Source organism: Brevibacterium sp. H602, assembly GCF_051172395.1.
In the GTDB taxonomy this organism is placed as follows: Bacteria; Actinomycetota; Actinomycetes; order Actinomycetales; family Brevibacteriaceae; genus Brevibacterium.
Map to the genome: position 1 here is coordinate 1 of NZ_JBPIZD010000012.1, position 19,432 is coordinate 19,432.

The 19,432-nt window shown below is 65.4% G+C and carries 13 protein-coding genes and 1 tRNA gene; 7 read left to right on the forward strand and 7 right to left on the reverse strand.

The genetic code is table 11. The features are described 5' to 3' along the window. Window positions 1–219: 219 nt before the first annotated feature. Both ACSBQT_RS10405 and ACSBQT_RS10410 read right to left on the reverse strand, forming a co-directional pair. The gene (locus ACSBQT_RS10405) at window positions 220–759 is read right to left on the reverse strand and encodes an MOSC domain-containing protein (RefSeq protein WP_410708886.1); all 540 of its coding nucleotides are present in this window, start codon (window positions 757–759) and stop codon (window positions 220–222) included. Window positions 760–1,035: 276 nt separating this feature from the next. After that, window positions 1,036–2,472 (reverse strand): APC family permease, encoded by a 1,437-nt coding sequence (locus tag ACSBQT_RS10410; RefSeq protein ID WP_410708885.1) that lies wholly within the window; start codon window positions 2,470–2,472, stop codon window positions 1,036–1,038. Between the two features lie 311 nt (window positions 2,473–2,783). Between ACSBQT_RS10410 and ACSBQT_RS10415 the strand changes: the two genes are divergently transcribed. Then, window positions 2,784–3,866: an MBL fold metallo-hydrolase gene (locus tag ACSBQT_RS10415; RefSeq protein WP_410708884.1), complete on the forward strand. Its 1,083-nt coding sequence runs from the start codon at window positions 2,784–2,786 to the stop codon at window positions 3,864–3,866. Window positions 3,867–3,920: 54 nt separating this feature from the next. Next, window positions 3,921–5,069: a C45 family autoproteolytic acyltransferase/hydolase gene (locus tag ACSBQT_RS10420; RefSeq protein WP_410708883.1), complete on the forward strand. Its 1,149-nt coding sequence runs from the start codon at window positions 3,921–3,923 to the stop codon at window positions 5,067–5,069. 15 nt (window positions 5,070–5,084) lie between these two features. On the opposite strand, the gene ACSBQT_RS10425 is transcribed toward ACSBQT_RS10420, so the two are convergent. From ACSBQT_RS10425 to ACSBQT_RS10435, 3 genes are read right to left on the reverse strand one after another with little or no spacing between them, the layout of a single operon-like run. Next, a complete protein-coding gene (locus tag ACSBQT_RS10425) occupies window positions 5,085–6,068 on the reverse strand; it encodes a hypothetical protein (RefSeq protein WP_435001693.1) in 984 nt (327 codons plus the stop codon). Between the two features lie 41 nt (window positions 6,069–6,109). Further along, on the reverse strand, window positions 6,110–6,766 hold the full coding sequence (locus tag ACSBQT_RS10430; RefSeq protein ID WP_025780169.1) for a TetR/AcrR family transcriptional regulator: 657 nt from the start codon (window positions 6,764–6,766) through the stop codon (window positions 6,110–6,112). A gap of 2 nt (window positions 6,767–6,768) precedes the next feature. Next, complete coding sequence (locus ACSBQT_RS10435) at window positions 6,769–6,894, reverse strand: hypothetical protein (RefSeq protein WP_269320691.1); 126 nt, start codon at window positions 6,892–6,894, stop codon at window positions 6,769–6,771. An 81-nt stretch (window positions 6,895–6,975) separates the two neighbouring features. Between ACSBQT_RS10435 and ACSBQT_RS10440 the strand changes: the two genes are divergently transcribed. Together ACSBQT_RS10440 and ACSBQT_RS10445 are read left to right on the forward strand one after the other, a co-directional pair. After that, window positions 6,976–9,936, forward strand: coding sequence for an MMPL family transporter (locus ACSBQT_RS10440; protein ID WP_435001694.1), 2,961 nt, complete (start codon window positions 6,976–6,978; stop codon window positions 9,934–9,936). Beyond that, window positions 9,933–12,323: a YhgE/Pip family protein gene (locus ACSBQT_RS10445; protein ID WP_410708879.1), complete on the forward strand. Its 2,391-nt coding sequence runs from the start codon at window positions 9,933–9,935 to the stop codon at window positions 12,321–12,323. The genes ACSBQT_RS10440 and ACSBQT_RS10445 overlap by 4 nt, the downstream gene beginning before the upstream one ends. 375 nt (window positions 12,324–12,698) lie before the next feature. Here the strand turns inward: ACSBQT_RS10445 and ACSBQT_RS10450 are convergent, their stop codons facing one another. Continuing rightward, on the reverse strand, window positions 12,699–14,978 hold the full coding sequence (locus ACSBQT_RS10450) for an FAD/NAD(P)-binding protein (protein WP_410708878.1): 2,280 nt from the start codon (window positions 14,976–14,978) through the stop codon (window positions 12,699–12,701). Then, window positions 14,975–17,023, reverse strand: coding sequence for an LCP family protein (locus tag ACSBQT_RS10455; protein ID WP_435001695.1), 2,049 nt, complete (start codon window positions 17,021–17,023; stop codon window positions 14,975–14,977). The genes ACSBQT_RS10450 and ACSBQT_RS10455 overlap by 4 nt, the downstream gene beginning before the upstream one ends. A gap of 835 nt (window positions 17,024–17,858) precedes the next feature. Between ACSBQT_RS10455 and ACSBQT_RS10460 the strand changes: the two genes are divergently transcribed. From ACSBQT_RS10460 to ACSBQT_RS10470, 3 genes are all read left to right on the forward strand, one after another. Next, window positions 17,859–17,947, forward strand: a tRNA-Ser gene (locus tag ACSBQT_RS10460). Window positions 17,948–18,134: 187 nt separating this feature from the next. Beyond that, window positions 18,135–18,752, forward strand: a complete 618-nt coding sequence (locus ACSBQT_RS10465) for a hypothetical protein (protein WP_435001696.1) — start codon at window positions 18,135–18,137, stop codon at window positions 18,750–18,752. Next, window positions 18,749–19,351 carry an OmpA family protein gene (locus ACSBQT_RS10470; protein ID WP_410708875.1) on the forward strand — a complete coding sequence of 201 codons (603 nt, stop codon included), beginning with the start codon at window positions 18,749–18,751 and terminating at the stop codon, window positions 19,349–19,351. The genes ACSBQT_RS10465 and ACSBQT_RS10470 overlap by 4 nt, the downstream gene beginning before the upstream one ends. The last annotated feature ends 81 nt before the right edge of the window (window positions 19,352–19,432 follow it).

The following is a 19,432-nucleotide window of genomic DNA, read 5'->3' on the forward strand; positions in this document are numbered from 1 at the left end:
AGAAGGGTCAGCACTCGCGGCAAAGCCTCTGCTTCCGCTCGTTCAAGGCTGAGCGCGCTTGTCGCTAGGTAGACCTACCGATAACCGCGCTTCGCCTTGAACGACGGTCCGAGCGCTGCCGCTGCCACCGACCCAGTCGCGTAGTCTCAATCCCGCACGGGTGCTCCCTACTCGGGCCCGCCGGAAGCACCGGGTGCCCCAGCGCCTTCCGCGAGTTCGTCAGACGGTGGTGAGCGGGTAGTGCGGCGGCGGTGGAAGGTCGACGATGATCTGGTCGCCCGGACGAACGACTCCGCCTCGGGCGACGATGCCCATGATTCCGGCAAGCCGGCGAACATGGCCATCGTCGTCCTTGAACACGAGGCGCTTCATCAGGCCAGGCTGCAGGTCATCGATCTGACGGCACGGGTTGCGCAGGCCGGTGACGACCACCGTCGCCTCACCGATTCTCAGTCGAGTGCCGACCGGCAGTTCGAGCAGATCGATTCCGCCCGTGGTGATGTTCTCCCCGAGGCTGCCCGGCTCCACCGTGAACCCCTCGTCGCTAAGGTGGTCGAAGAGTTCGCCATGGATGAGGTGGACCTGTCGGAGGTTCGGTGTGCTCGGGTCCCTGGCCACTCTGCTGCGATGCTGAACGGTCGTGCCTGAATGAGCGTCACCGGCGACGCCGATGCCCTCGATGAGCGTGATCAAGGGCATCGGCTCTTTGCTGAAATCATGCGTAGGGCTGAAGTGGACTGCGCGGACCGAGGACACCATGGAACTGATTCTCCCATGGGGCCAGCCCCGCGACAGAGACTCCACTTCCACTCGTTCAAGGCTGATCGCGCTTTTCGCTAGGCAGACCTACCGATAACCGCGCTTCGCCTTGAACGACGGGATTTCAGCGATGCAGCGCTTGAACGGCACGCCCAGCGCTAAGTGTCGTAACTCGCGGGTTCGAAATTCATGCGCACTGATCAAGATCACCGCGTATGAATTTCGAAGCCGCTCATAGGCACCGTTAGGCCGATAGTGCACTCAGGTGCCGACCGCTCAGTCCCGGACCGGCGCTCCCGCCTCGGGAGCCTCGCCAGCCCCGGGCGTCCCAGCGCCGTCCCCGGCCGCAGGCGCCTCGGGTTCGGACATCTCGGCATCGGCTTCGGGGTCGTCGAAGCTGCGTACCGAGCGCTTGAATCCGCGGGTCAGCACGGCCAGGTAGATGATGCCGATCGCCAGCCACACGAGGCCGCCGATGAGCGCGGTCCCATGCAGGCTCACCCACAGGACTCCTGTGAGGATCGCGCCGACGGCCGGCATCACGACGTAGCTGAACGCCGACTTGAAGTCCTTGACCTGCTTGGTCCGGAAGGCGTAGTGCGCAATGACCGTGAGGTTGACGAAGGTGAAGGCGATGAGCGCACCGAAGTTGATGAGCGCCGAGATGAGCTCGAGACTGAACGACATCGCCAGCAGGCACACCGCACCGACGAGCACGATGTTGAACACCGGAGTGTGCGTCTTCGGGTTGATGTATCCGAAGGCCCTGCGCGGCAGCACCCCGTTGCGGCCCATCACGAGCATCATCCGTGACACCGACGCATGCGAGGCCAGCCCCGAGGCGGCGGTCGCGGCGAATGCCGCAGCCACGAAGAATAGCTGGAACAGGTGGCCGCCGGTGATAATGCCGATCTCCGGCAGCGGATCGTCGACGATGGTGAACTGCGAATTGTCGGGGAAGAGCAGCTGCGCGAAGTAGCCGGCGACGAGGAAGATGAGACCGCCGGCGAGAACGGTGAGCATGATCGCCTTCGGCATGAGGCTGACGTGCTTGGCCTCGTTCGTGTACATCGTCACGGCATCGAAGCCGATGAACGAGAAGCACACGACAGTCGCACCGGTGAGGACCGCGCCGAGGTGGACGCCCTCGTGGATGAACGGCTCCGGGCTGAAGACGACTCCGGCCCCTTCGCCGGCGTTGAGCTGCATGACGGCGAGCACGCAGAACGTGGCGACGAGCACAACCGCGAAGACGAGGAGGACGCCGTTGATGTTCGCCGTCCCCCGCATCGAGGACAGGACGATGCCGGTCATGACGATCGTATAGACGATGACCCACACCCACGGGGGCGCATCGGGGACCATCGACTCCATGTAGAGCCGAATGATGAGGCAGTTGACCATCGGCAGCAGCAGATAGTCCAGGAGGGAGGTCCACCCGACGAGGAAGCCGAGCCCCGGTGACATCGTCTCCCGCGTATAGGTGTAGGCCGACCCCGCGGTCGGGAAGACCCTGACCATCTTGCCGTAGCTGAAGGCCGTGAAGATCATGACGATGAGAGCCACGAGGTACGCCGCCGGAACTGCTCCGTTCGTCTGTTCGGAGACGATTCCGAATGTGTCGAAGACGACCGTCGGCGTCATATAGCCGAGTCCGAGTCCGACGATGGACCACAGCCCGAGGTTGCGCTTCAGTGAGCCAGAGGCAGCCATATCAATCCTCCCCAACGAGTCTTGCTGCCAACCGGGCCGTCGACGTCGCCGTCGATGACCGGCCCGGAAGTGATGTGCGTCATGATCTTAACGCCCAAGGTACTGAAAACGAAACCATCGCCGAGGATCGGGACGGGTATCAGTGTGAAATCGTGACCTTTCCGATGAAAACCGTCATCATCAGCAACGATATCGGTAGTCCCGGCGGGCATCACGATGACCAGTTATCGAACGAACCGTCAGCACCGACGGGAAACAGAGTAGATTGCAGTCAACGGACAATGTGGCCCCACGAGAGGTGTGAGAGCAGTATGGCGATCGAAACGCTCAGTTCCCGACAGTCGGCGGCATGGAAGGACCGAGTCCTGCCACCGGTCGAACAGGTCGCCGAAGGTGTCTGGGCCCTCCCGGTCCCGATCCCGAACAACCCTCTCGTCTACACCTACTGCTATGCTCTCGCCGACGGCTCCGGCGTCGTCCTCATCGACCCGGGCTGGGACGGCAAGGATCAGTACCTGGCGCTCACCTCGGCGCTTGACGACCTCGGCTTCACGGTCGCCGACATCCACGGAATCGCGATCACCCACTACCACCGCGACCACATCGGGCTCGTGCCCGCACTCCTCGCGAAGAATCCCGACGCCTGGGTCGCCATGCACGGCGAGGACCTGCGCGCGATCAAACGCTTCTACACCAATGCCGTCGACCTCGGCACCGGAATCGACCCCAACCTCAATATCGCACGCGCCTATGGTGTCCCCGAGGATCGCTGGGCCGAAGTCGAAAGCCTCCAGGTCGGATCGAGCAAGGGCGGCTCGAAGAGCGACTCGATGAGCCTGTACAGGCAGGCGATGAGCCAGCTGCCCGAGAACATCCACGTCCTCGATGACGGCACAGAAATCCCGCTCGACGAAGGTCGAGTGACGGCCATGTGGACGCCGGGACACACCTACGGACACTCCGCGTTCGTCCGCGACGAGGACAAACTGTTCTTCTCCGGCGACCATGTGCTGCCGACGATCACCCCGAACATCGGCCTCGATTCCGGCGCGATCACGCACAGCCTCGGCGACTACCTGCGCTCACTGGAGAAGATCGGCGAGCTCGACGAGGACGTGGCGGTGCTGCCGGCCCATGGCTTCCGCTTCCGCGGACTCCACGATCGCAAGGTCGAACTCGTCGAACACCATCACGAGCGCCTCGGCGAGATCCGCGCCCGCATGGAGGCCACCGACGACCACAGCGTCTACTCGATCGCGGCGGGTCTGCACTGGTCCCGTGGTTTTGAGAGCCTGCACAACTTCAACCTCTTCGCCGCCCTTGCCGAAACCGCCGCGCACATGCATTATCTCGGTATCGACATCGGCGTCGGCTCTCTCGTCGGCAAGGACTGAGCCGGGCCCGGTCATAAGAAGCCATTAGAAGAGGGACAGCAAGGAGGAATCAGCATGAGCACCGAATTCGTTCCCGCCGCCGAGGTGCGGCCCGTGACCTTCGCCGTCCATGCGAGCGACCACATCGAACGTGGCCACCGCCGAGGTGATGAGCTGCGCACAGGTATCGCCTCCACTGTGAACGCGTATCGGCGCTACTTCTCGCATCTGTCCATCACCGAGGCGGCCGTGCACTCGGCCGCCACGTCGAGTTGGCGGCGGTTGCAGGAATGGTGGCCGACCGGCGCAGAGGAGGTCGAAGCCGTCGCCGCCGGAGCGGGCATCGACGTCACGGAGCTCATGGAGATCGTAGCCCGGACCGAGATCATGACCCAGGCACCGGCCGCGCCGACCGAATGCTCGACCGTGAGCCACACCAGCCCGGGCGCCTCCGTGGCCGCGCAGAACTGGGATTGGGCGGCGGACTTCTCCACTCTGTGGCACTTCAATGATGTCGGTGCCGTGCCCGGGCAGCACCGGCATGTGGGCATCGCCGAGTTCGGAATGCTCGGCAAGATCGGTCTCAACGAGGCCGGTGTCGGCGTCCTGCTCAACATCCTCAAGCACACCGGCGACGCGGCCGGGGGAGTGCCCATCCACATGATCCTCGCCCGTGTCCTGGCCGAAGCGGGCACCCTCGCCGAGGCGCTCGAGATCATCGACTCCGCCTTGACGTCATCATCATCGATCATCACGGTCATCACCGCCGAGGCGGCCGTCCAGGTCGAGATCGCCGGTGCACTCAAGCGCGAGCGACGGGCGCGGGCGAGCAGTGGGGCCGACGGAGAGACGGGGGAGTCCGGGTTCCTCATCCACACGAACCATTTCCTGCACCCGGATCTGCTCGACGGTGCGCTCGAGCTGCGCCCCGATTCGACCTCGCAGGAACGGTACCGTCACCTCGCCGAGGCGGTCGTGCGCTTCGACGCCGAACGTGCGCTGGCGCGTGGCGGCAGGCCCGTCACGGTCGGAGATCTCACGAAGCTGCTGACGACGGGACCGGGAGACGCGCCTGTGTGCTGCACTCCGGAGCCCGGCGCCGCCTACGGGGATCGTTCGGCGACCCTGGTCAGCGTGCGCATCGATCCCGCGCGCAGACAGATCGACCTCGCACCCGGGTCACCGGCCGACGGTCTGCACGGAAACCGCCGCTTCCAACTCTGAACCGGCGGCGGTCGCTCAGTCCTCGTCTGCTCCATCCGCCTCGGCGGCTTCCTGCTCGCGCATCTCGATGACCGCGTCGAGGGCAGACGCGATCGCATCGTCGTTCTCCAGTGCTGCCTGGATGAGCCGCCACGGCACGAGGTCGAGATTCTGATCGCCGATGACGAAGCGGATGAACGGCTGCTTGCTGCGCGGATCATCGGCTTCGAGTTCTGCGCCGTAGCGCCACTGGCCGAAGGCGATGCGGCGCACCGTCTCACCGATGAAGCGCATGGCGCCGGCGGTGAAGGGGGTCTCGTCCTCGGCGATCATGTCATCGGGGCCGTCGTAGCGGACCGCGACCTGCTTGCCCAGACGGGCGAGGCTCTCCCGGTCGAAGCCCCACGAACTCGGATCGGCCTGCTCCTGAGTCCAGGCGGCGATGCCCGGTTCGACGGTGCCGATGAAGCGGGTGAGGAATTCGACCTCCTCCTCGCTCGAGTTCTCGGCATTGAGCACGCCGAGGGAGAGTCCCGTGCACTTGCGGCGCGGTTGGCCGTCCCCGCCGAGGAGCTCCCTGGCCTTGTCGAGCACTGCGGTGAATACCTCGGCGCTGCGCTGGTCGACGGCGGCCAGCACGATTCCCACCAGCGGGATCGGCTCACCGGCGGCCGGGCCGTCGGCATTGTCGGGGCGGATGAATGGCATCCCGTTGCCTGTCGACTCGTCGTGGTCCCAGACGCCGCCGATCACACGCAGATAGGTTTCGCCGAGGTAGCGGATGAGTCCTTCGAAGAAGCGGCGGTTCTCCGGCTTGAGGATCTCTTCGGTGTTCGGGAACTTCGAGAGCACGAAGAGTTCGAGCATCGGCAGTGATTTCGGTCCGAAGTCCTTCGGGAACTTCACGGTCTCCCCGTCCTCCTTCTCGAAGGTTTCGGGGAGGTCGGCGAGGACGAACGCGCCGAGGCGGACGTCCATGTTGTTGATGAAAGCAGAGAATTCGCGCTGGAGTTCGTTCACGGGCACCACCTTAGTGCCTCGAGCCGGTTCGTCGAGTGCGTTCAGCTCTCGTCGTCGGGGCAGAAGTCGATGAGATGCATGAGGACCTCGACGATGAGGCTCGGATCGATGTCGACGTGCTCGTCCATCTTCTTCCCGGCCGCCGCAGTCAGGGCGATCCGGTTGAATACGGAGATCATGACCGTGAGGAAGTCGCCGATCGGCTGCTTCGTCGTGGCGCCGGCGACGTCGAGGGCCGTGGTCACGAGTGCGGCCAGCCGGTCGAGCTGAGTGGCGTTGAGTTCGACATAGCGGGCGTGGAGATGTGGAACCCGCAGGCAGTAGAGCTCGATCTCCTGTTCCGTGATCGTCTCGGCCACGGTCTGTTTCTTCTCATTGAAGACATCGTCGATGAACTGCGTCATCAGCGCTTTGATCTCCGGTGTCTCGGCAGTGGCTATGAGCTGCTCGGACCACCGCTGGATCGTGGCGTCGAGGCGATCGAGGTTCTCCGAGATGCGCATCTCGATGATCGCGAGCACCAGATCGTCACGGCTGGAGAAGTTCGAATAGAACGCCCCGCGGGTCAGGCCTCCAGCCTCGCAGATCTCCTCGATCGAGGCACCGTCGATGCCGCGGACGGCGAAGACCGAGGTGCCGGCCTGAACGAGGGTGGATCGGGTCTGGCGTCTGCGTGGGCTGAGTTCGTCTGTGTTCATCGTCATTTCGTTGCGGTGGGGTCGGCGATGGCCAAGGTGGTGCAGTCGTCTGCGCCGGCATCGGAGCCGACTGTGACGGCGGGGCGGAGAGCGAGGCGCCTGAGCATCTCATGGGAATCCTCGCTCAACCTGGGATCCATTTGCATGGAGGGTGGGTCTTGCACAACAATACAATACTGTATCCAATACACTTTTGTATCGAGGTTTTCGTGTCAACTTTCCTCTACGCCCTGGGCCGTCGTGCGTATCGGACCCCGTGGCGCTTCATCGCCGCGTGGCTGCTGATCTTCGTCCTCGTCGGAGCCGGAGTCGCCGCCTTCTCCAAGGACTTCGACAATGACTTCACACTCCCGGGTTCGGAGGCGCAGACGGCTCTGGACTCGATGAAGTCGACGTTCCCCGAAGCCGCCGGCGTCTCCGCCTCGGTGATCGTCGTCGCCGACGACGGCGATTCGGTCGAAGATGCGAAGTACAAGGATGCGATCGAAAACGAGATCGACCGCATCGAGGACCTCCCGCATGTTGACACGGTGACCTCCCCGTATTCCGACCTCGTCGAGGGCGCCACCAGCAAAGACGAGACGGCGGCCATGATCTCCGTCCAATACGACGGCACTCAGCAGGACGTCGGGGAGGACGCCGGCGACAACCTCATCGAGGCGCTCGACCCGCTGCGCGATGCCCTGCCGGGAGCGCAGGTCGAAGGCGGCGGTGAGCTCTTCCAGATCACCGGTGTCGAGATCTCCTGGGTCGAAGGCATCGGCGTCGTCATCGCCTTCATCGTCCTCCTGCTCACCCTCGGTTCCTTCCGCGCCGCGGGAATGCCGCTGATCACCGCGCTCATCGGCGTCGGCATCTCCGTGCTGCTCATCGTCGGCGGCACCGCATTCGCGACGATCAACTCCTCATCGATCATGCTCGCGCTCATGCTCGGCCTGGCCGTGGGCATCGACTACGCACTCTTCATCGTCTCCCGCGCCCGCGACCTCCTCGCCGAAGGCCACGACCCCGTCGAGGCGGCCGGACGCGCCGTCGCGACGGCCGGGTCCGCCGTCGTCTTCGCGGGCATGACCGTGATGATCGCACTCCTCGGCCTGTCCCTGGCTGGCATCCCCTTCCTCACGATCATGGGCGTCGGCGCCTCCGGCTCCGTCGCCGTGGCCGTGATGATCTCCCTGACGATGGTTCCCGCCCTGTTGGGACTCGTGAAGTCCAAGATCACCCCGAAGCCGACGAAGCGCTACCGGAAGGCCTACGCCGCGGCCGCTCGGCGGGCGACGACGGGCACGACCACCTCGGCGAAGGGATCACCGACCGGCACCGAGGTGGGCGACGGTTCCACGGGAACCCCCGCCGAGGCGACCGACCCGGCACTGCGGGAGAGGATCGCCGACGAGGCGCGCGCCGAGGGCGGCGACCCGTACCCGCCGACGATCATGAACAAGTTCTTCGCCGGGTGGCTCAAGGTCGTCACGAAGATCCCGCTGCTGACGATCGTCGTCATCGTCGGTGGCCTCGCGCTCTTCGCGATCCCCGCCACCCAGCTCCAGCTGTCCCTGCCCACCGCAGGAGATCAGGAACAGGGCACCCCGGCACGGGCGACCTACGACCTCATCGATGAGCACTTCGGACCCGGTTACAACGGACCCTTGGTCATGGCCAGCCAGATCGTGACCAGCGATGATCCGCTCGGAGACGTCGAGGAGATCGAGAAGCGCATCGAGAAGGTCGACGGTGTCGAACAGGTCATCATGGCCACCCCGAACCGGGACGCGACCGTCGGGCTCTTCCAGATCATTCCGACGACCGCCTCCGACGACCCGGCGACCCTCGACACTGTGGATCGGCTGCGGGACCTGAGCACGGAGATCGAGGACGACTTCGACTTCGCCACCGCCGTCACCGGTGCCACCGCGATCCAGATCGACGTCTCGGATCAGCTCGGCAAGGCTCTGGTGCCCTTCGGCATCTTCGTCGTCGGACTCTCCATCATCCTGCTCATGATGGTCTTCCGCTCCGTGGCGGTGCCGATCAAGGCCACCGGCGGGTTCCTCCTCTCCGTCTTCGCCTCGTTCGGCACGGTCGTCCTCGTCTTCCACGACGGACTCTTCGCCGGCCCCTTGGGCATCGACGGGACGGGCCCGGTCATCAGCTTCCTGCCGATCATCGTCATGGGCATCCTCTTCGGCCTGGCCATGGACTACGAGGTGTTCCTCGTCTCCGGCATGCGCGAAGCCTATGTCCACGGCTCCTCGGCCAAGGACGCCATCAGAGCCGGATTCGCCTCCTCCGCACGCGTCGTCTCGGCCGCAGCGATCATCATGTTCTCGGTCTTCGCGGCCTTCGTGCCCGCCGGCGAGCCGATCATCAAGTCGATCGCGCTCGCCTTGGCCGCCGGCATCTTCGTCGACGCCTTCCTCGTGCGCATGTCGCTGGTGCCGGCGATCATGCAGCTGCTCGGCGACAAGGCCTGGTGGCTGCCGAAGTGGCTCGATCGGATCCTGCCGCGCCTCGACGTCGAAGGAGAGGGCCTCGCCCACGAAGTGGCCCTGCGCGACTGGCCGGAGCCGAACTCGGACTACCGGGTCTACGGACGCGGAATCGGCGTGTACTCCGGGGACCGAGGCTTCGCCCGCGTCGACATCTCCCTGCTGCCCGGCCAGATCCTCGTCGTCAGCGGCGATTCCCGCCGAGCCCTCCTGCTCGCCGTGTCCGGCCGCGTCGGACTCACGGCCGGGGAGATGAAGATCGGCCAGAACGTCCTGCCCGAACACGCCGGACGGGTCCGTCGACAGGTTCCCTACCTCGACCTCAACCGGGGTGAAGCCGACCGGATGATCAGTCCGCGCGACATCTCTCGGATGGCCGCCTCGGCGCCGGATCTGCTCGTCATCGACGGGGCGGAGAAGCTCGCAGCCGGGGCACGGGAATCGGCCGGACCGGCACGGGACCTGCGCGATCTGCTGCCGCAGCTCGTCGCCGACGGCACCACCGTCATCCTCGGCCTGCCCGACGGGGACGTGACAGGGATCTTCGATCCCGAAACGAACTACTTCCACCTCGACCTCGACGAGGCTCGACCCGATGAGCGGGGCGGAACCGACAGCGAATCAGGCGGCGAACACACCCACGCCGTCGACAGCACCAACATGGAAGGTGTGCAGTCGTGAGACTCGAACGTGCGAACTCGAAGAAGCCGGTGAACTGGCTCTCCCTCCTCGGCCTGGTCCTCATCCCGATCATCGTGGCGGCCGGATTCATCCTCGCCACGTGGAAGAGCGGCGATCGTCTCGAGACCATCGAAGCGGCCATCGTCAACAACGACGACGGGGCGAAGGTCGACGGCAAGACCGTGCCGATCGGCCGTCAGCTGACCAGCGGTCTGGTGGGCGAGGACGAGAACAACATCCACTGGGTCATCACCGACGAAGAGGATGCGCAGAACGGGCTGTCCGACGGTACCTACGCCGCGAAGCTGACGATCCCCGAAGGCTTCTCCCGCGCCGTGACCTCGGTCGATGATGCAAAGTCGGCGACGCAGACGCAGCTCGACGTCGACGTCTCCGGGACCGCTCCCGCGCTCGATACGCAGATCTCCCGATCGGTCGCCGAGGTAGCGCGGACGACCTTCAACACGCAGATGACCGAGAACTACCTCGACAACATCTACGTGGGCTTCAATAAGATGGGCGACCAGATGAAGGACCTCGGCGACGCCGCCGGGGAACTCGACAAGGGTGCCGAGGGCCTCAAGGAAGGCACCGGACAGTCGGCCGAAGGTGCCGGCGAACTCTCCAAGGGCATGAAGCAGCTCAGTGACAACGGCGGCGAGCTCAAGTCCGGAGCCACGGAGCTGTCGAAGGGCGCCGGCGAACTGTCAAAGGGTGCCTCGGAGATGTCCGGGGGCCTCAGCAAACTCGACAAGAAGACCTCGAAGCTGCCCGAGAGCACGCAGAAGCTGGCCGACGGCTCCGGTGAGCTCTCCGACGGCGTCGACGAGTACACGAAGTCCATCGACGAGATCATCAAAGGCTTCGCCGGGTCCGGAGACTCGGGAGAAGGCGGCCTCGGTGACATCACGAAGGGCGGCAAGGAACTCGAGAAGGGCGCCGACGGTGTGTCCAAAGGTGCCTCAGGCCTCTCCGACGGACTGCACCAGTACCGAGACGGGCTGAAGGAGGGTGCCGACAAAGCCGATCAGCTGGCCGGGACGAAGCCTGACCTCGACGGACTCGTGGCTGCCGGCATCATGACCAAGGCTGAGGCGGAGAAGGCACGGGCCGAGATGTGCCCGACCGGAACTCCCGATCAGGTCTGCCAGGGCATCGAACAGGCCTATGCTCAGGGGCTGCTCAACGGCACGTCGGGTGGTCTGAACCAGGCCGTCGACGGGCTCGAGCAGGAGCAGAACGGCTCGTCCCTCCTCGGCGGATCCGATGACCTCGCCAAGGGTGCGTCGGAACTCTCCGACGGCGTGACCAAGTTCGTCAAGGGGCTCGAGGACGGCCTCGGTGATCTGACGAAGGGCATGGAGGACATCTCGAAGAACGCTCCGAAGCTGCTCGAGGCCTCGAAGGGACTGCGCGACGGTGCCGCCGGGGTCGCCGACGGCAACCAGCAGCTCGCCGACGGAATGCCGGCCCTGTCCAAGGGCATCGGCAAGGTCGCCGACGGTTCCTCGGAGCTCTCCGACGGTGCCGGTCAGCTCAGCGATGGGCTGAGCGAATACAGCACCGGCGTCGGCAAGTACACCGACGGCGTCACCGAGGCCGCGACCGGCACCTCCGAACTCGCGGCCGGCCTCGACAAGCTCGATGAGGGTACGGGCAAGTACGCGAAGGGCGTGAGCAAGTTCTCCGACGGCGTCAAGGACGGTGCGGACGAAGTGCCGTCCTACACGGCTCCGGAACGTGACCGCTTGGCCAAGGTCGCCTCGGCGAATATCGAATCGCCGGACACGGACAGCGTCACGGATGTGCTGGCGGGATCGACGATCGCGCTGCTCATCATGCTCGCCCTGTGGATCGGCGGACTAGTCACCTACACGGTGCTCAAGCCGATCCCGGCATGGGCTCTGCTCTCGACGAAGTCCTCGTTCGCCGTGTGGGCGCGCGGACTGCTGCCCGGCCTCGTCGTCGGGGTGCTGCAGGCGCTGGTGCTCTCGGTCCTCGCGGTCACCGTGATGGACATCGACGCGATCCAGGGCTTCGACATCGCGGTGCTCACGTTCGTCACAGCGATCGTGTTCATGATCTTGAACTTCGCGCTCGTGGCGTGGTTCGGGGGAGTGGGCCGGTTCCTGTCGGTCATCGCCGTGGTGCTGGCCGTGGCGGGCCGGACGATCGGGGCGGTGCCGCAGTTCTTTGACTTCGTGGCGCCGATCCTGCCGCTGACTCCGTCGATGAACGGCTTCGCTGCGATCGCCGCGGGCACCAGCGGGCAGGCTGCCGCGTACGGCGGACTGCTGGCCTGGGCGGTCATCGGCATCGTGATGTCGTTGCTGGCCATCGTCCGGGCACGGACCACGAAGCCCGAAGCCGCCCTCGAAATGGCGTAGGCGCCGAGGCTCTGCGCTGCGCGGCGCAGCACGGCGCCTCTGCGCTGCGCGTCGCATCACGGCGCCTCTGCGAACAGCCCAGTCTGAGTTGAATAGCCCATGTTTGAAACAGGGCCATTCACCCCAGACTGGGCTGCTCGCATTCGGTGCTCGGCCCCCGAGTCCGTTTCGGGACACCCATTTCTGAAATGCTCACTTTCCTCCCTGTGCATTACAGAGCAGGGTGTATCGAACCCGGCCTCGTGCATTGTGCGGCGTGGAGTTCGGCAACTGCCTGGTGTGGGGCGCTGGCCGAACTGAGTCGTCGGCGTCCGCTGGGTCGCGGGTGGACCGAGAGTTCGTGGCGATTGGCCTCCGGGGAGAGCCTGCGGGGTCTCAGAGGAGGTCGAGGATCGCCTCGGCTGCGGCGTGCGAATCGTTGAGCGTGGCTGCGTTCGTTCCCGGATTGGCTGCGATCGCGAGGCCCCACTGCTTCGACGACAGCTGGATCGACAGAGCGAACCGGCGCGGGTGGACGTTGCCCTCGACATCGATCGTGCGATACGGCCGAGACGTGAGCGCGAGTCCGTTGAGGAACTTCTCCCGACCGTCGTCCAAGGTCAGACGGGCCGCGGTGAGCTGACCGCGTTCGAGCATCCCGTACAGCAGGACGTCGGCGGCACGTGAGACGGAGTTTGTCGGGGACGCGGCATCGATGACGACGCTGCCCGTGATCGCTCCGGCGGCCTGCGCCGAGGTGACCGTGAAGATCTCCGGCCGCGGCCCCTGCGCCTCATCGGTGAGCCCCTGCACCGCGGAAATGGGATTCTCGGACCCGTCCGGGCGTGCGGCGATGCCGGAACTTGCATTCTCTGCTTCGGCTTCGGGTGCATCCGAGGTCCCACGGAGTGCGTCCGGGTTCTCTTCGATGCGCATATCGGGGCCGATGAAGGTCACGATTCCCGCCTCGGCGAGGGCGATGAGTTCGGCGATCCGCTGTGGGGGAGGCCCATCGCAGATGCCGGAGACGAAGCCCTCGAACCAGCCGAGGATCTCCATGTCGATGCTCACGCGATCGATGTGGCCTGCGACGATGAGCTCCTTGAGCAGCAGTCGGGACTGCCACAGCACGGTGAAGAGTGCCTTCTCCGGGCTGCCGGTCGGACCTGCCAGAGAGCTGCGCAGGTCAGTGCGCAGGAAGTCGAGCATCCACTCGTGCAGAGAGCCCGCTACTCCCGGCTCACGGCTGGTGAAGAGTTCACCTTCGAGCGGGTTGAGCAGGGTGTGCAGGGACATGCGGTCGGCGGGATCGGGCACGAGTGCCTCTTCGATCTCCGACCAGGCGAAGGCCTCGCGGGTGACGCGACCTTGGCGGGCGGCATCCTCGGTGGTCGTGGCGCTGGCTGTTCGTGCAGCGCTGGACGTCGCCGTGGCGCTTGCCGCAGTACGAGCGGTCGCAGCGGCCCGATCCTCGGACGAACCGACTTCGCCCGACTGCGGGTGGGTCTCCTGCCAGGTGCGTCGGGTCAGGTGGCGCGAGACGGCTTCGCCGATAGCCTCGCGCAGCTGGCCGGGGTCATCGGCGAATGCTTCGGGGCGGACCTGGGAGAGCGTGTGGTAGTACGCCAGACGCAGGTCGGCGAGGATGAGCGGCCACAGCTGATCATTGAATCGAGCACCGGCCTTGCGTTCCCCGTCGAGGTCCTCGATCCCGGCGAGCAGAGCGATATTGTCCTTCGTGAAATACCGCAGGGGCCAGTCCCGGCGAGGATGTTCATGACAGATCGGTTTGCTGCGGTACGGGATTCCACGTCGTGATCCCAGCGCCAACTGCGGTTCGTCACCACTGGGTACATACCGCAGCAGTCCGCCGGGCTGCGCCTCGTAGCGGCCGCCGCGCTCATGAGTGAACAGGGTCTGCAGGTCGAAGTAGTTGAGCCCCATGCCTCGGACGATGACCCGCTCACCGGGGGCCACCTCGGTGACGGGGGTTTCCGCGGGCAGACCCTGCGGCAGGTACAGCCCGCCGCCCAGTTCGGCGAAAGCGGCGAGGCGGGCGCGCTCCTCCGGCTGGGCGCTGGGGATGTGACCGACGGCGAGCACGACGGCGCTGGCGACGATCGTCGTGCCGTTCTGGCAGCGCACGAGCTGCTCGGGGACAGTGGCCCGTGAACTCTCTGCCACCGATGGGGGGAGGTCCATCGCGGGCAGGTCGATGACAGATTCGGCCTTCGTCGGGTGTTCGACGATCTCGATGAAGTCCGGTGCGCCCTCGCGGATGCGCCGGTAGGCGTCGCGGAGGTAGCGGCCGTAGAGGCTGCGGCTGGGGAAGGTCGAGTGCAGCGGTTCGGTGCCGCCGTTGGCAAGGTACCAGTCGGCCATGGACGGTCCGGTCGGCGCTTCGTCGGCGCCGAGGAAGCTGCAGCTGGAGTCGGGGAAGACGGTCTGCTCGGCGATGGTGGTGTTCATCAGCAGAGACTCGGGCTGGTCGGTGCGCCACACGATTCCCGCTCCGGGCGGGTACGGATCGATGAGGTGGATGGTCAGCGCGGCCTCGGCAGCTCCGGCGAAGCGTTTCGCAGCCAGAGCCACGAGTCTCTCCAGAACGGTGAGACCCCGCGGTCCGACACCGATGATCGCGACCGCGGGGGCAGGAGTCTGTGGAGCCTGGCTCACCCCTGCTCGCCGGTTCCGCCGTTGGGTCCGGGGTAGCCGGGGAAGTCGTCACCGGGCTTGAAGCCCTTCGGGTAGCACTTGCCTTCGGCGTTGGGCTCACCCGGCGTAGCCGCTTCGGTGGCGTCCGCCTCGGCGCCGGCCTCATCCGTGGATCCATCCGCGGAATCGGCGGGTTCCTCGGTGGCGGTGTCTTCAGTGCTGTCCTCGGTCGAATCCGCGCTGTCCTCGGATTCCTGGGACTTGCTGCCGTCGTTCGTCGGCTTCGGGGTCTCCTCGCCGTCGGATGCGCCCTTGACCTCGCCGAGGATCCACTTGTGGAGCACATCGTAGTCGGGGTCATAGGTGGGGGTGACGTCGTTGTTGATCTGCACCGTGGTGACATCGCCCTTCTGCATCATCAGCGCGAGCTCGATGAAGGCAGGGATCTCGTTCTGCGGGATCGAGGTGGCGATGTTCCGCGTCGCGGAGTTCGCGAGCTTCGGGTAGGCCGTGGCGATCTCCTGCGGATCGACCTGTTCGAGCGTCGTCTTGAGCATGCGCTGCTGACGGCACATGCGGTCGTAGTTGTCGCTGCCTTCGCGGGAGCGGACGTACCAGAGTGCGTCCTTGCCCTTAAGGGTCTGCGGGCCCGGATCGACCCAGCCGTAGATCTCGTTCTTCACACCCGACATCGATTTTCCGCCGCCCATCGGGATCGGGCGTTCGACGTCGATCTTGACTCCGCCGATGGCGTCGACGACGTCTTCGAATCCGGCCATGTCGACCGAGGCCCAATAGTCGAGTTTGAGGCCCAAGGAGCCTTCGACGGCCTGCATCGTCGTCCACATTCCAGGTTCGAGACCGTGCGCATTGCCGATCTGATCCGGGTTCTGTTCGCCCCACTGCCACACGGCGTTGATGAGGTCCTCAGAGGAGTCGCCGGAGGGACGGAATCCGTCTGGCCAGGCCTTTTCGAGTTCGCTGCCTTCGGGGAAGACCGGGAACGCGAGGTTACGGGGCACGGAGATGAGCGCGGCATTGCCGGTCTTCGTGTCGATGGAGGCCACGAGCATCGTGTCCGGGCGGGTGCCTTCACGGTCGTCGCCGTTGTCGCGGCCCATGAGGAAGACGTTGATATAGGGCTTGTCCGCCCAGAGGTCCTCGGCGCTGTGGGCTTTGCCGGTGCTGTCGCCGAAGAGGCTGGCGACCGTGTCGGACTGCACGCGGGCGAAGACCGAGCCGACGCCCAGCGGGATGCCGATGATGAGGGCGAGGGAGACGACGAGGACGCCGGCCATCTTGTTCTGCCAGGGCCGGTATCGGTGACCGCGGCGCAGCCCGAGGTGGGACACGACCATCACGAGGATCCAGATCACGGCCACGAGCACGGCGGCGATGGCGAGGAAGTTGAGCAGCGAGGGACTGGCGACGATCGTGGCGACCGCACGCACCGGTCCCTTGACCAGCAGATAGACGAGCCCGACGAGCAGAGTGATGACGAAGAGACCGAAGACGATGAGCCCGGCGGGCCGGAAGCGTGTGCGCAGCAGTCCGACGCCGGGCAGCAGGGTACTCAGAGAGGTCCAGCCGACGAGGCTGGGGAACGATTCGCCGAGGCGGGAGGAATGGCGGCGGGCCCGTCCCGGTTCGTGACCGGTGGACTTCTCGTCGTGGGCGGAGCCGTTGTCGTCGGCTGCTCTCGCGGCAGACGATGCGCCGGCTGCGGCTGCGGCTGCCGTGCCGACCGCTGCTGCAGCCGCGGCGCTGCGGGCGCCTCGTGCGGCGGATGGCTTCTTCCGGCCCCGGCCGCGGGATCCGGCCGCGTGCCGTTCGCGCGCGTCACGTCGCGTCGTCGGGGCGGAGTCCGTGTCGGTGTCGGTGTCAGCGTGGCTGTCATCGCGAGAATCTCTCGCCGAGGCGGCCGATTCGTCCCATGCGAAGGTGCGCGGAGCATCGTGGGCAGGATCGCGCCGTGAACCGGCGCCCGGATCGTCCTGTGTGTTCGAGCTTGCTGCCGCGGCCACTCCGGCCGCAGAGGCTCCGCTGGCGGCGGCTGCACGCAGCATTCGGGCTTCGCGGCGAGTGCGCGGGGCGACCGGACGCGGAGGCGGTGCATGCGGCGAGCGGGACGAAGTTCCTGCGTCCCGGGTGCTGTCGCCGAGTCGGTTGTCCGATTGATCTCCGGATCCGCGGGAGCTTGTGCGGAATGAATAGTCGGATCGGGCGTCGGCGGACCGTGTGGAGTCCTGACCGGAATTCTGGTCCGAGTTCGTGCGGGACTGACGAGGGTTCACCGACGAGGTCGGCAGCTGCTGAGAGTCGTGACGCTGGGATCCCGAGCGGCGAGGCTCGGTCGGTCGAGAATTCTGCTGCGGTGAGCTCGACTGCGGTGGCGAGTCGCTTTCACTGGCGGCGGTGTCGCCGCGGAACCGGGGGCGAGAGGAGGCCCGGAGCCGACGACCTGTTGTCTGGGTATCGGGGTCGCGCCCATGCGGTCCGCGCTTGTCAGGGGGAAACTCTGGCAAGTTGTCTACTCCTCAAAAAACTGTCTGCTCGTGCAATACGGCCCGCTCGCCGTTCTCGACTCCGGCGCAGGGCACACCGCGGGCATCGGATTTCCGACCGGTGTTTCTGCGAGGATCTGAGACCAGACCGCAAAGCACATCACGCCGATTTTACGCCTGGACATTGATGAATGCTGGAATTCCGGTGTGGGGGAGCGGTACAAAGGGAACGTTCGGCCCGGATTCGCGCCCATGACGGGTCGGTTCGACTATGACGAAGGCCACTGTCCACAGTTGCGCTTTGCCCTGGATGGCTCCTTTCCCTTAGGCTGTATCCCGTAGTGCTGGAGGGTCTGTCGGTGTGCGATTCGCCGGAACAGATCGCAGCATTGCGGATGGAGTCGTGGCTGAGCGGCCGAAAGCGTCACCCTGCTAAGGTGAAGTCCTCCAATAGGGGGACCGTGGGTTCAAATCCCACCGGCTCCGCGTTTGGCAGAACCCCTGCGATCTGGATCAGGTCGCAGGGGTTCTGCGTTTCTGTTCGTCTCGACTTACGTTCGATGTAGTGAAAGTTCACTTGTCCGGGGTACGGTGATCCGCGTCCGCCCCGCGCCACCGGAGCTCACCAGCAGAGATGTTGCTCCGGCGAGTACTGAGGAGAACTCTCATCGCTATGCCCCTGATCCGCAGGACCGCTCTGTCCGCTGCCGCCGCCGCTCTGGCGCTGACCCTGACCGCCTGCTCGTCCGGAGATGACGCAGAGGAGCCGAACGCCCAGGGCGCCGAGACCCAAGGCGCCGCGCAGGAGTCCGGAGAAGCCGCAGGTTCGAAGGGTGAAACCGGATCCGCCGAGGCGGCCGGCCTCGACCCGAAGGATCTTCCCGATCCTGTCGCTTCCCAGGAGACCCCCGCCGCCGTCGACGGCGATGACAAGGCAACGATGACTGTCGAGCTGTTCCCGCTGAAGCGTCAGGGCGAGACGGTCGTGGCGCAGTTCGCGTTCAGTGTGAACTCTGATCAGACCGACGAGGACGACGACGGTGACGATCTCTACGGCTATCTGGGCGGGAGCTGGGCGCCGTTCCTTGTCGACTTGCAGAACCTGCGCAAGCACAACGTGTTGGATAAGTTCCCGCAGCGAGCGCAGACGGATGTCCAACAGACAAAGTTCAAACCCGGCCAGACCCACTACGCCTTCGCTGTCTTCGCGGCCCCGCCGCCGGATGTCGACGAGGTCGAGGTCTCCGTCGTCGACGGTATGAACCTCGCCACCGGAGTGAAGATCTCGTGAAGCCGGCAGCCGTCGGTCCTGCAGCGGTGATTCTTGCTGCCGGCATTGTCGTCGCCGGCCCACCCGCACTCGCGTTCGCAGACTCAGTGACTTCGCAGGACATCGCCAACCGAGATGCCCCGACTCCGGAGGACTTCACCGATCCCGACCAGTCGCAGATCGACAAGAGCATCGTCGAACTCGAACCGGAGATCTATGACCTGGACAAAGGCATCGAGGACGTGGAGACGACCAAAGCCAGTGGCGGCGATACCGTGGTCACGCTCGACACCGATATCCTCTTCGACTTCGACTCGTCCGAACTGAGTGAGGCCGCGAAGAAGAAGATCAAGGAGCTCGTCACGGATCTCCCGACCGACTCCGAAATCACCGTCGGCGGGCATACGGATTCCAAGGGCGAAGACGACTACAACAAGAAGCTCTCCGAAGACCGCGCGAAGGTCGTCGCCGAGGTGCTCACCTCGGAGGACTCGGACCTTGACGTGACGGCAAAGGGTTTCGGCGAGTCCGAGCCCGTCGAGTCGAACGAGAAGAACGGCAAGGACGACCCAGAGGGCAGGGCGAAGAACCGTCGCGTCGAAATCCGCTACGAAGACTGAGGCTGTTCGGGAAGAGTGGCTGAGACCATTGACGAACCTGACAGCACTGCATAGCGTCTCTTTCAATAGATGGTCATCCAT

Coding starts and splice junctions, on each gene's coding strand:
- ACSBQT_RS10405 (WP_410708886.1), bottom strand. CDS start 759: ATGGTGTCCTCGGTCCGCGCAGTCCACTTCAGCCCTACGCATGATTTC.
- ACSBQT_RS10410 (WP_410708885.1), bottom strand. CDS start 2,472: ATGGCTGCCTCTGGCTCACTGAAGCGCAACCTCGGGCTGTGGTCCATC.
- ACSBQT_RS10415 (WP_410708884.1), top strand. CDS start 2,784: ATGGCGATCGAAACGCTCAGTTCCCGACAGTCGGCGGCATGGAAGGAC.
- ACSBQT_RS10420 (WP_410708883.1), top strand. CDS start 3,921: ATGAGCACCGAATTCGTTCCCGCCGCCGAGGTGCGGCCCGTGACCTTC.
- ACSBQT_RS10430 (WP_025780169.1), bottom strand. CDS start 6,766: ATGAACACAGACGAACTCAGCCCACGCAGACGCCAGACCCGATCCACC.
- ACSBQT_RS10455 (WP_435001695.1), bottom strand. CDS start 17,023: ATGCTGCGTGCAGCCGCCGCCAGCGGAGCCTCTGCGGCCGGAGTGGCC.
- ACSBQT_RS10465 (WP_435001696.1), top strand. CDS start 18,135: ATGCCCCTGATCCGCAGGACCGCTCTGTCCGCTGCCGCCGCCGCTCTG.